Genomic DNA, 10,745 nt, shown 5'->3' on the forward strand with positions numbered 1-10,745 from the left:
TATAATAACACATATATATAATAATTAAATACATTTATGTAATTATTTTATAAAATTTATAGAATTTTTTTATTATTTATATGTAATTATGAAAACTTTTTCATACTGTAATTTTTATGTGCATATAAAAAACAACATGAGATAATCACGTCTAATATATTGCGTTTGTGGTTTGCTCTGTAAATTGTGATTGTGTTCTAACGTTCAGCGATTGCATGCGTTTGGCGTTCTGATGTCTAACGATAGCGATGGAAGGTGAAGGGTACACCCCACCCCCTGCACAGGATCAGTTCAAGGGCGGGTTAACCCCATATCCACCCAAAAAATTTTAAAAATGTTTATTACAAATATGTATTGACAATAAAAAAAGCACTGCTATTATATAAGTGTAATTGCAGGGAGAAATTAAATATGAAAATGACAGAACAGGAAATGATTATCAAAGGTTTAAATGTTCGTGGTTGGTCGCAGACTGAATTAGCAAAGAGAATGGGTATGAAGGGACAGACAAATATTGCCAGATACATCTACCAAAGTAAGAACATCGGAGTAAAGAATTTTGTATCAATCATGAACGCTATGGGATATGAAGTTATCGTCAAGGATAAGATGGCTAGTGAGAAGAATAGTGAAGAATGGCTTTTAAGTGGGAAGGAAAATGAGAAAGGAGAAACTTTATGAACATTAAAGAAGTATTAAAGGAAATAATGAAAGCAACAGGAATCAAGAAAGCGAACATTGCACATAGTGAGAACATATCCCCACAGTTAGTCAATTTCAGATTTACTGGTAAAGACATGGTTACTGCTAGTGCCGTACAGATGTTGCGTGGTTGTGGCTATAAGTTGATTGCGATGCCAAAAGGAGATCCATTACCAAAGAATGCATACGAAATTAGTGGTGATAAAGAATGATTTATGGATATGCTCGTGTTAGCACAAAAGGGCAATCAATGTATGGTAATGGTTTGGAAGCACAGATAGAAGAATTGAACAAACACCATTGCGAAGTGATATTCAAAGATGTGTATAGTGGTGCGAAAAGGGATAGACCAGAGTTACAAAAGTTGCTTGATACATTACAGAGCGGTGATTATTTGTATGTTTGTAAGTTAGATCGCATTGCAAGAAGTCTCAAGGATGGATTGGAAATTATCGATACCATTGTCAATAAAGGTTGCAAGTTGAATATCTTAAATATTGGAGAGTTCAGCGACACACCAGCAGGAAGGCTTACGATTAATATTATGTTGGCTATCAGCGAGTTTGAACGAAAGATAATTCAAGAACGTACACTTGCAGGCAAGGAAATTGCGAAAGAAAACAATCCGAACTATAAAGAAGGCCGCAAACAGATACCTATCAACAAAGATAAATTCTTAGAATATAAGCAGCTAGTGGATAATAAAAAAATCTCCATGCGAAAAGCATGTAGAGAGTTGGGTATCAGCACACATAAGTATTATGCAGAAGTAGAAAGGATGGTTATATGAAAAAGGCGATTGCATATTTAAGATTTAGTACAAAAGGACAAATAAACTTTAAAAAATACGAAGATACATCGCAATTTATCAGAATTTCAGAGTATGCAAATAAAGAAGGCTATACCATCTTAGATACTATTATCGATACTTGTAGTGGAATGCAAAAAGGCGAAAGAAAATTGGATGCATATATCAATGAACACAACAACAATCTCAATGGGGTAACTGTTATTGTTTCTGCATATGATAGAGTTGCTAGAGACAAAGAAATTTTGCATTATTATTTAGAGTTATTAAGAAAATATCATATGGAACTTGTATCAACAAATGATATTTTTCCAAAAGAAACAGATTTAGACTTATGCAGTGCTATAAACAGATATTGTGCGAAAAATAATTGTACTGTAGATGAATTTATTGATGAATTTTCAAAAGGAATGGTACAAACTTCTGATGAAATATATAGAAAGGAAAACTTATGTTAAATTTCCTATGTTTTCTAGTATTTGTAACGTTGTTTGTGTTGTATCGGATTGCTACACATGAACAAAGAATGGCTGATAAGGCCTATATGAGAGAATATAAGCGACAACGCAAGTTACAAAATAAAGTCGATAAGAAGTATAATAAACGTAAAGATAGAGATATGTATATATTTCTTGACTAATAGATGAACTATATCCAAAGGGATAATGGTAATTCCGAAGGGAATACACAGAAATGTGTAGTTCCCTTTTTTATTTTACAAAGGAGACGACATGGAAATAATGAATAAAACAGACAGGATGCAAGGGATATTCAGAAATATATTAACTGTTATGGGTGATAGCAACGAATATCAACCATGTGAAGATGGACTTGCGTACCTAATGAAGATGAAAGATGAAGGTGTTTCTAAGAATGAGCTGCACGAAAACGTATTGGACTTAATTGCAGTATCTGGAAACGTCATGCGATATGCAGTAAAACAAGAAGATTTTAACCTTGCAGAGAAATTAAGAGAACTCATTTTCAAGATGTATGTATTCGATGCACAGGATTGGTTTGATAGTTTCATGATTGCACTTGAATACGATAGAAAGCCTAGAGAGCGGTTTTACATTCCCCGTAAGAAGATACTCAAAGGCCACGTAGAAACCCTACAGAAACTGGCAGATGGAGATATACAGGAACTGTTTTTATCGCAACCACCCCGCTCGGGTAAGACCACTCTAATAATTTTCTTCATCACATGGCTTATGGGAAAGTTCCCGCAGTTTCCTAACTTGTATGTATCGTATTCAGCGATATTGACTGGTAAATTTTACGATGGTGTACAGGAAATCTTACAAGATCCACACACATATAATTGGCAAAAGATATTTCCAGATAGAGTGTTACCGAGCACTAATAACGGATTGTCGAACGCTAAGGATCAGACACTATCTGTAGATACAAAGAGACATTATCCAACACTTACTTGTCGTTCATTGTATGGAACATTGAATGGTGCATGTGACGTTGAAGGTGGAATCTTAATATCAGATGACTTGTTAAGCGGAATTGAAGAAGCACTTAACCCAGATAGACTTGAAACCGCATGGGGAAAGGTTGATAACAATATGCTTTCACGTGCAAAGCAGAGCACACGTATTTTGTGGATTGGTACTAGATGGAGCACAAAAGATCCAATCGGTAGAAGAATGGAACTTCTAAAGACGAATGAGAAATTTAAGAATCATAAGTGGGCGGATATCAGTATTCCTGCACTCGATGAGAATGACGAAAGCAACTTTGAATATGATTATGGAGTTGGTTTTTCTACTGAAACATACCAACAGAAACGTGCTTCCTTCGAGCAGAATGGAGATATTGAATCGTGGCTTGCACAGTATCAGCAACAACCTATCGATAGAGAAGGAACAGTATTCAATCCTAACGATATGCAATTCTTCGATGGCACTTTACCAGACTTACCATGTGATTGGGCGTTTACGACAGTTGACCCTGCATTTGGTGGTGGTGACTTTGTTGCCGGTCCTTTGTGTAAGGCTTATGGTGATAAGGTTTACGTTGTAGATGTCATTTACACCAATGAAGATAAGACGATATCACAACCAATGATAGCAAGAAAAGCACTTGATAATGAAATTACAACGTTACGTGTAGAAGCTAATAAGACATTAGAAAGTTATGTTGAAGGTATCGAAGAAGAATTAAACAAATTGAATTATAAATGCAATGTCGAAATGGTTTCTGCACCAACACTTGTTGCAAAGAACATTCGTATTTATGAGAAGAAGTCAGATATTCTTAATCATTTTGTGTTCTTGGAGAGCGGTAAGCGTTCTAAAGAATATGAACAGTTTATGCAGAATGTGTTTAGTTTCAAAGCCAACGGAAAAAATAAACATGACGATGCACCAGATAGTTTGTCAATGGCTTCTAATATGTATCAAGAGATTTTAATTCCTACAGTTGAAGTTTTTGATAGACCTTTTTGATATTTTAATTAAAAAGTACAACTATCCTACTTGTTTTTGAAAATAAAAATGATAGTTTGAAATTGATGAAGGGAAATTGATAGATGGCTTATACAGGTAGAAAGAAAATCTTAGTAAATGCAAGTGAAATAACACAAGACAATATTGTTACATGTTTAAAGAAGGCACTTAACACTCATAAGAAAAATGCACGAGAAGAAATCTACTTGTATAACTATTACAAAGGAAAACAACCGATTCTCAATCGCGAAAAGAAAATCAGACCTTCTATCAATAACAAGATTGTTGTAAATAAAGCAAATGAAATTGTTTCCTTCAAAACAGGATATTTGCTATATTCACCTATTCAATATGCTTCAAGAACGAATGAACAGTCAGATGAAATCAGCACATTGAATACATATATGGATGTGAAAAATAAAGTTACAGTCGATAAAGATGTAGTCGATTGGATGCATATATGTGGTGTTGGTGTAAAGATCCTATTGCAAAGTGATAAGGATGATGATATTCCATTCGATTTATATAGTGCTGATCCAAGAGAAAACTTTGTTGTATACAGTTCATCACTAATTGGTGAGCCAGCACTTATGGGTGTGCGTCACTACGTAGATGTTGATGATACAGGTGTTATCAAAACAGATGTATATGAATGTTATACAAAGGATTTTTATTTCAAAATCAAAGGTGAAAAGATTGTTGATTTTACTGGAAATGCATTAAAACAAATTCCAATTATTGAATATCCGTTGAATAACGCACGTATTGGAGCGTTTGAAATCGTATTGTCACTGTTAGATGCAATCAATGTTGTGCAATCCAATAGAATTGATGGTGTTGAACAGTTTGTACAATCATTATTGCTATTCCACAATGTGGATATTGATACAGAGAAGGTCGAAACGTTAAATGAGATTGGTGCTATTAAGTTCAGAGATATCAATCCAAGCCTACAAGGTGAAATCAAATACCTTGTGTCGCAGCTTGATCAAACGAATACACAGACGCTTATCGATGATTTGATTGATTGTGTACTTGCAATCGTTGGTATGCCACCTACAAAAAAGAGTGGGAGTTCTGCTGAAACTGGTATGGCGACCATCATGCAAGATGGATGGTATCTTGCGGAAGCTAGAGCCAAGGATACCGAAAACTTGTTCAAGGCCAGTGAAATGAAATTGTTAAAACTTGTATCTTATATCTGCAATAACACATCTGATTTGTCATTGGACTATAAGGATATCGATATTAAGTTCACACGTAAGAACTATGAGAATATACAGTCTAAAGTACAGGTACTTACATCGATGCTGCAAAATGAAAAGATTGCTCCACGATTAGCGTTTGCTACATCAAACTTGTTTGTGGATAGTGAAGGAGCATGGATTGAATCTCAAGAGTATATTCAGCAAATGAAGAATACTGAACAGGAGAAGAAAGTAAATGCAATTCAAACTAACTCCTAGACAGATACAGAGAATTGAGAAGGAACTAAACAAAAGTAATATCATTGAAGTCAAGGTTGAACGCAACCAAGTTGTACTCATACAGGTATTGCGAAGATTAGTTCCAGATGAAAAATAAATAGATCGTTTCCAAACGTGGAAAGGAGAAACCCAAAGGGGTATCAATGTATGCATTCATGCATATTGAGATATCTCTTTTCTTTTTATTTATGCTAACCATTTTAGATTTTGACGAGATACATGCAAGCACAGAAAGAATCGTAAATGCATATCTTACTTCCAAGACATTGGAACTAAAGAAGAAGCAAGAATACATCGAGTATGAATTGTATTTACTTCTAGGAAGTTATTACATCGATGGCTTGTACAGCACAGGACTTACAAAGGATATCGATGTTAGTTCATCCGACATGCAGTCATGTATTTACCAAAACATTGCTGGCAAGACATTCAAAGATCGTGTTTATGAATACGTTGCAAATAACGATGTAAAAGCACTCGTTAGATTGCTCGACAGTGAAGCACACAGAATTTATGAATCGGCAGCTTATAAGACTGCTACAGACTATCAAAAGGCAACAGGAAAAGAAGTATTTAAGGTATGGAACACACAGGGTGATTTAAAGGTACGTGATACTCACGAATACATTGATTCATTGGTAAAGAAGCTTGATGAACCATTCATTACTTTCGATTTAGATGAAGCACAATACCCTGGCGGATTCAGCAACGCTGAAAACAACGTGAATTGTAGATGTTGGTTAAGTTATACAACAAGTTCTTAACGGATAAATGGTCCGAAAAGATATGCGGAAGGGAAGTCGCAATACAAAATTCGCACATAAAGGTAGAGAAACCTTAAATCGCAAAAATAGACAGTTAGGGAAAACTATAATCGCAGGAGAAAAAAACAAATATGAGTTCTTTAAAAGAGTTACTAGGTAAAGCCTACAAAGAAGGAATGACACTTGAAGAAATTAATACTGCATTAGCAGAAATGACATTCCATACAGACAGTGATTACACAAATCTGAAAAACAACATTTCAAAACTTACTTCTGAATGTAAAGACTGGAAAACAAAGTATCAAAGCACATTGGATGCTGGTGAACTTGCACGACAACAAGCAGAAGATGATAAAAAAACCATGCTTGAAGAGTTAAACACATTAAAGCGTGAAAAGAATATTGCAGATTTGAAATCACAGTATTTGGGGATTGGCTACAGTGAAGAATTGGCAAGCGAAACTGCAATTGCAACGTTGGATGGTGACACAGCAAAAGTAATGTCAAACCAAAAGAAGTTTGCTGATGAATTAGTTGCAAATACCAAGAAGGACTTGATTAAAGACAATCCTAAGCCAAAAGGCACAGGAAATCAGAGTGGCGATGCAATGACAAAGGAAGTGTTCATGAAATTATCCCCACGTGAAAAGGGTGAATTTATTGCAAACCACAGAGACGAGTATGACGAAATGTACTCAAACAATACAGAAGGAGAATAAAAGAAAATGGCAAACAAACCTTATGACAATTTTGTCTTGGCAAATGAAATCAAAGACCAACTTGTATCACATTTAGATCACTCTATGTTCTGCACTGCTGACGATTCCTTAACAGAATCTGCTGGCATGATCAAGAAGATTAATCGTTACTACGGACATGTAGGTGACGATGCAAACGCTTCTGGTGCAGAAAAGTTAGCACTTGGTGCAGGTAACACAAAGGTTATCGAAATGGGCTTTACACCAGAAGAATACAAAGTGCAAACATTACAGGCTACAGGTAAGTGGCACGATGAAGAAGAAATGACAGATCCAAACGTACCACTTGTTATTGCTGGCAAGGTTGGTGCTGACTTATTCAATCAAACAAATGCAGACATTATTGCTGAATTTGCAAAGGCTCAAGCTGCAAACACAGTTGCCTTAAACGGTACAGATTACTTCGGTGCATTCATTGAAGCACAATCCAAGTTAAAGACTGAATTTACAGAATCAGCAACACCTGGTATCGGAACATTCGCATTAATCAGCGTAGATGATTATGCAAAGATTCGTAAAGCATTAGGTGACAACTTGAAGTATGTTGAAGCATTCGCACGTGAAGGCTACGTAGGTACAGTTGCTGGAACACATGTATTCGTAGATAAGGCTGTAACTGCAAAGGAAATCTACATTGCAACTAAGAAGGCTGTAACAGTGTTCTACAAGAAGGATGTATCTGCTGAATACTTCCATGAAGGCAATCGTTCTTCCGAAGATGCTGACAAGCGTATCAATAAGTTGATTGCTCGTACATATTACGTAGCTGCATTAACAGACGCAACAAAGGCATCCAAGATTACTCTAGCCTAAATAAGAACTAAAGAAAGAAGGTGCTAATGATGACAGAAGAAACCCTAAAAGCAATGATTAAGACCAACATTGAAAGTTCATCGGACATGACGATTTCTGATGATGTCGTTAATACCTTCTTTCAATTATCTAAAAATGCAATCTTGTTAAAACGATTCCCATATTTACAAGACGTAAGCAAAAAAGAATTACCAAGTTTCTATGACAGCCTATGCGTAAGACTTGCGGTTTATATGTTCAATAAACAAGGTGCGGAAGGTGAGATATCACACACTGAAAATGGTGTAAGTATCAAATGGGAAAATGGAGACTTACCGGAAAGCATGATGTCGGAAGTTATACCGATGTCAGAAGCGTGGTGATAACATGCGTGGACTAAAGAAAAACATGTACACGTTCTATAGTGCTAAGTATTTAGGACTACAGAAACAAGTGGATGAATGGGAACAACCAACCGGAAGGCACATTCCGAAATATGCTTTACCCATTAAGCATAGGGGAAATATCAGTCCAAATATTGGTAGTTCTCAATTCTACATGTTTGGAAACTTACTTGAATACAGTAACGTGATTTCTCCACTACCAGTCGATACAGATATCGATGAGAACTCTGTTCTATGGATTGGTATTAAACCTAACGCAGAAAATGACAATTACAACTACATTGTCAAACGCATTGCTAAGTCTAAGAATTTCTTGGCTATAGCGATTGGAAAACGTACAAGCGATGAAGATTGATTTATTTAACCTAGCAGATTTAGATAAAGCGATTGCCATTACAGATAACCATAAAGAGAACATGAAGAAACGCATGATCAAGATTATGGAGAAAGTAAGGCAAGAAGCAATATTTGAAGCTAACAGGTTGTATCAATCTGCAAGTTATGCAGGCTTTAAGGATGTAGTAATCAACGCTACACCAGTACATGTAGAAGATGGCAAATTAACCTTCACATTGCGTGCTATGGGTAGCACAACGCTATTCATAGAGTTTGGTACAGGTATATATCCAAGTGCCCCCAATGAAGCTTATGGACTTATTACAAACGGTAACATTGAACAACATGGTCAATACGGTAAGAAACAAGGCTTAAAGCCTAATGGATGGTTTTACAAAGGAGTAGTCGGACAAAACCCACCTTCTGATACAGAAGTATCAACAAAAAAAGAAGGCTTGGTACATACATACGGAAACGCAGCTACACCATTCATGTATAGTGCACGGAAGGTAGCAGAAGAAACATTTAATAAGTTGATAAAGGAGTTGAAATAATGGTTTTCATTGAACGATACATCATATCGGAAATTACAAAACAGTTGGAGAAAGATTTTCCAAATAAAAAAATCATTGTTAGCAATGACAATATCAACGCAAAACCAACGTTCCCAGTTGTAACAGTCGTACAGTCCGATACATTCCAAGCAAGAAATTTTATTGATTCCAGCGGTAAAGAAACTGTATGCGATGTTACCTTCGATATCAACGTTTATTCAAACGATAAACATGATCCAGTCGAAGAATGCATATTACTTCTACAAAGCATATCGAAGTTGATGATATCGAAAAACATGACATGCATTACCACAATCAAGATGGAATCGATTAACAACAACTCAATTCACAGATACGTACAGAAGTACATAGGGAGAGTTGCTGGACAATATTTATTTACACGATAAGAAAAGGAGAATACTAATGGCACTTCAAGATTTTAAAGCATTTCTAACTAAGTACACATTCTTGATGAACTCTGCAACAAATAAGCATCAAGATATGAAAAAGCTAATTGACATTATCAGTTATCCAGATATGGGAAGTGATCCAGAGAAGGTAGAAGTAACAACTCTATCACATGGAATTAAGGCATATATCGATGGCTTACAGGATGTTAAGTCCTTCTCTTTTGAAGGCTACTACACACCAGAACTTTACACAAAGTTACAAGGTATCGAAACGGCAACAAAGACAAAACATCAGATGTTTGCATTGTACATCGGTGGGACAGATGGAGATACACCTACAGGTGATTTAGGCTGCATTTACTGGACTGGTGAATTAACAGTTTATCTTAAAGGTGCAGGTTCAAATGAAGGACACAAGTTGGCTGTTTCCATTACAGTGGATGACAAACCAGAGTTTTCTGCAACAAAGAAAACAGACTAATTAAGCACTACAAAATAACTCAATAAAATCAAATAGGAGAAGAAGAAAATGGCAAAGGACATTAAGGTAACATTCGAGGATCAAACATTCACGCTTACATTCAACAAGCAATCAGTTAGACAGATGGAAAACGCTGGTTTCAACATCAATGACATCGATACAAAACCTAACACAACAATTGAAATGTTGTTTAGGGGTGCATTCCTTGCACGTCATGTTGGTGTAAAGGAATCAGTTGTAAATACTATCTGGAATAACATGACACAGAAGAAAGAGTTATTGCAAGCGTTAATGGAATTGTATCGTGCTCCAAGTGAAGCTCTATTAGAAGAGCCTAGTGAGAACGATCCAAAAAAATTGACTTGGACTATGGAATAGTCCACTTCAAAGACAAGGGAAACTCTAAGAAACAGTTTACCTATTCCGAACTATTTGAAAGAGAGTGCCCAAGATATATGTCGATGGGTATGACATATAAAGAATTTTGGGAAGGTGATAACGACCTTCCCATATTTTATAGAAAAAAGCATGAATACGACTTACAACACATGAACGAAATGGCTTATCTGCAAGGTATATATGTAGCAAAGGCTATATCTGCATGTTTCTCTAATGGAGAATTTCAATATCCGGAGAAACCTGATCTTCTTAATTTATCTATCAACAAAGAGATTATTGCAGAAGAAGAAAGACTACAGGCAGAGCAGTACACAAAACAGTTGCGAGAGTACATGCAGATGTTGGGTAACAACAGTTTAAAAGCAAAAGAAAAGAAATAGAACGGAGATACATT

At 35.9% G+C, this 10,745-nt stretch carries 17 protein-coding genes; all 17 read left to right on the plus strand.

Going from position 1 to position 10,745, the window contains the following annotated elements:
- Window positions 1-411 precede the first annotated feature (411 nt).
- The 17 genes from RGT18_RS04310 to RGT18_RS04390 all read left to right on the plus strand — a co-directional run bounded on the left by RGT18_RS04310 (window position 412) and on the right by RGT18_RS04390 (window position 10,731).
- The gene (locus RGT18_RS04310) at window positions 412-681 is read left to right on the plus strand and encodes a helix-turn-helix domain-containing protein (RefSeq protein WP_028077722.1); all 270 of its coding nucleotides are present in this window, start codon (window positions 412-414) and stop codon (window positions 679-681) included.
- Window positions 678-914 (plus strand): hypothetical protein, encoded by a 237-nt coding sequence (locus RGT18_RS04315; protein WP_028077723.1) that lies wholly within the window; start codon window positions 678-680, stop codon window positions 912-914. The genes RGT18_RS04310 and RGT18_RS04315 overlap by 4 nt, the downstream gene beginning before the upstream one ends.
- Window positions 911-1,492 (plus strand): recombinase family protein, encoded by a 582-nt coding sequence (locus RGT18_RS04320; protein WP_051240916.1) that lies wholly within the window; start codon window positions 911-913, stop codon window positions 1,490-1,492. The genes RGT18_RS04315 and RGT18_RS04320 overlap by 4 nt, the downstream gene beginning before the upstream one ends.
- On the plus strand, window positions 1,489-1,968 hold the full coding sequence (locus tag RGT18_RS04325) for a recombinase family protein (RefSeq protein ID WP_028077724.1): 480 nt from the start codon (window positions 1,489-1,491) through the stop codon (window positions 1,966-1,968). The genes RGT18_RS04320 and RGT18_RS04325 overlap by 4 nt, the downstream gene beginning before the upstream one ends.
- Before the next feature lie 273 nt (window positions 1,969-2,241).
- Window positions 2,242-3,966, plus strand: coding sequence for a hypothetical protein (locus RGT18_RS04330; protein WP_028077726.1), 1,725 nt, complete (start codon window positions 2,242-2,244; stop codon window positions 3,964-3,966).
- A gap of 83 nt (window positions 3,967-4,049) precedes the next feature.
- The gene (locus tag RGT18_RS04335; protein ID WP_028077727.1) at window positions 4,050-5,432 is read left to right on the plus strand and encodes a phage portal protein; all 1,383 of its coding nucleotides are present in this window, start codon (window positions 4,050-4,052) and stop codon (window positions 5,430-5,432) included.
- Window positions 5,410-5,550, plus strand: coding sequence for a hypothetical protein (locus RGT18_RS04340; protein WP_156022786.1), 141 nt, complete (start codon window positions 5,410-5,412; stop codon window positions 5,548-5,550). Before RGT18_RS04335 ends, RGT18_RS04340 begins: the two co-directional genes overlap by 23 nt.
- A gap of 46 nt (window positions 5,551-5,596) precedes the next feature.
- The gene (locus RGT18_RS04345; RefSeq protein ID WP_028077728.1) at window positions 5,597-6,217 is read left to right on the plus strand and encodes a phage minor head protein; all 621 of its coding nucleotides are present in this window, start codon (window positions 5,597-5,599) and stop codon (window positions 6,215-6,217) included.
- A 131-nt stretch (window positions 6,218-6,348) separates the two neighbouring features.
- On the plus strand, window positions 6,349-6,936 hold the full coding sequence (locus tag RGT18_RS04350; RefSeq protein ID WP_028077729.1) for a hypothetical protein: 588 nt from the start codon (window positions 6,349-6,351) through the stop codon (window positions 6,934-6,936).
- Between the two features lie 6 nt (window positions 6,937-6,942).
- Entirely contained in the window at window positions 6,943-7,788 is an 846-nt protein-coding gene (locus RGT18_RS04355) for a hypothetical protein (RefSeq protein ID WP_051240917.1), read from the plus strand.
- Window positions 7,789-7,817: 29 nt separating this feature from the next.
- Window positions 7,818-8,150 (plus strand): phage head-tail connector protein, encoded by a 333-nt coding sequence (locus tag RGT18_RS04360; RefSeq protein ID WP_028077730.1) that lies wholly within the window; start codon window positions 7,818-7,820, stop codon window positions 8,148-8,150.
- A 4-nt stretch (window positions 8,151-8,154) separates the two neighbouring features.
- A complete protein-coding gene (locus RGT18_RS04365; RefSeq protein ID WP_028077731.1) occupies window positions 8,155-8,526 on the plus strand; it encodes a hypothetical protein in 372 nt (123 codons plus the stop codon).
- A complete protein-coding gene (locus tag RGT18_RS04370) occupies window positions 8,516-9,061 on the plus strand; it encodes a hypothetical protein (RefSeq protein WP_028077732.1) in 546 nt (181 codons plus the stop codon). Before RGT18_RS04365 ends, RGT18_RS04370 begins: the two co-directional genes overlap by 11 nt.
- Entirely contained in the window at window positions 9,061-9,468 is a 408-nt protein-coding gene (locus tag RGT18_RS04375) for a hypothetical protein (RefSeq protein ID WP_028077733.1), read from the plus strand. The genes RGT18_RS04370 and RGT18_RS04375 overlap by 1 nt, the downstream gene beginning before the upstream one ends.
- A 16-nt stretch (window positions 9,469-9,484) precedes the next feature.
- Window positions 9,485-9,952 carry a hypothetical protein gene (locus RGT18_RS04380; RefSeq protein ID WP_051240918.1) on the plus strand — a complete coding sequence of 156 codons (468 nt, stop codon included), beginning with the start codon at window positions 9,485-9,487 and terminating at the stop codon, window positions 9,950-9,952.
- Between the two features lie 48 nt (window positions 9,953-10,000).
- Window positions 10,001-10,330 (plus strand): DUF5055 domain-containing protein, encoded by a 330-nt coding sequence (locus RGT18_RS04385; protein WP_028077734.1) that lies wholly within the window; start codon window positions 10,001-10,003, stop codon window positions 10,328-10,330.
- Window positions 10,331-10,413: 83 nt separating this feature from the next.
- Window positions 10,414-10,731, plus strand: a complete 318-nt coding sequence (locus RGT18_RS04390) for a hypothetical protein (RefSeq protein ID WP_156022788.1) — start codon at window positions 10,414-10,416, stop codon at window positions 10,729-10,731.
- Window positions 10,732-10,745 lie beyond the last annotated feature (14 nt).

Origin of the sequence: Solobacterium moorei (genome assembly GCF_036323475.1) — a bacterium.
GTDB lineage: Bacteria > Bacillota_I > Bacilli_A > Erysipelotrichales > Erysipelotrichaceae > Bulleidia > Bulleidia moorei.

Excerpts from the sequence above, each read along its gene's own strand:
- RGT18_RS04315 (WP_028077723.1), top strand. The coding sequence starts at position 678 with ATGAACATTAAAGAAGTATTAAAGGAAATAATGAAAGCAACAGGAATC.
- RGT18_RS04375 (WP_028077733.1), top strand. The coding sequence starts at position 9,061 with ATGGTTTTCATTGAACGATACATCATATCGGAAATTACAAAACAGTTG.
- RGT18_RS04335 (WP_028077727.1), top strand. The coding sequence starts at position 4,050 with ATGGCTTATACAGGTAGAAAGAAAATCTTAGTAAATGCAAGTGAAATA.
- RGT18_RS04340 (WP_156022786.1), top strand. The coding sequence starts at position 5,410 with ATGCAATTCAAACTAACTCCTAGACAGATACAGAGAATTGAGAAGGAA.
- RGT18_RS04370 (WP_028077732.1), top strand. The coding sequence starts at position 8,516 with ATGAAGATTGATTTATTTAACCTAGCAGATTTAGATAAAGCGATTGCC.
- RGT18_RS04365 (WP_028077731.1), top strand. The coding sequence starts at position 8,155 with ATGCGTGGACTAAAGAAAAACATGTACACGTTCTATAGTGCTAAGTAT.
- RGT18_RS04310 (WP_028077722.1), top strand. The coding sequence starts at position 412 with ATGAAAATGACAGAACAGGAAATGATTATCAAAGGTTTAAATGTTCGT.
- RGT18_RS04320 (WP_051240916.1), top strand. The coding sequence starts at position 911 with ATGATTTATGGATATGCTCGTGTTAGCACAAAAGGGCAATCAATGTAT.
- RGT18_RS04350 (WP_028077729.1), top strand. The coding sequence starts at position 6,349 with ATGAGTTCTTTAAAAGAGTTACTAGGTAAAGCCTACAAAGAAGGAATG.
- RGT18_RS04330 (WP_028077726.1), top strand. The coding sequence starts at position 2,242 with ATGGAAATAATGAATAAAACAGACAGGATGCAAGGGATATTCAGAAAT.
- RGT18_RS04325 (WP_028077724.1), top strand. The coding sequence starts at position 1,489 with ATGAAAAAGGCGATTGCATATTTAAGATTTAGTACAAAAGGACAAATA.
- RGT18_RS04390 (WP_156022788.1), top strand. The coding sequence starts at position 10,414 with ATGGGTATGACATATAAAGAATTTTGGGAAGGTGATAACGACCTTCCC.
- RGT18_RS04345 (WP_028077728.1), top strand. The coding sequence starts at position 5,597 with ATGTATGCATTCATGCATATTGAGATATCTCTTTTCTTTTTATTTATG.
- RGT18_RS04355 (WP_051240917.1), top strand. The coding sequence starts at position 6,943 with ATGGCAAACAAACCTTATGACAATTTTGTCTTGGCAAATGAAATCAAA.
- RGT18_RS04360 (WP_028077730.1), top strand. The coding sequence starts at position 7,818 with ATGACAGAAGAAACCCTAAAAGCAATGATTAAGACCAACATTGAAAGT.
- RGT18_RS04380 (WP_051240918.1), top strand. The coding sequence starts at position 9,485 with ATGGCACTTCAAGATTTTAAAGCATTTCTAACTAAGTACACATTCTTG.
- RGT18_RS04385 (WP_028077734.1), top strand. The coding sequence starts at position 10,001 with ATGGCAAAGGACATTAAGGTAACATTCGAGGATCAAACATTCACGCTT.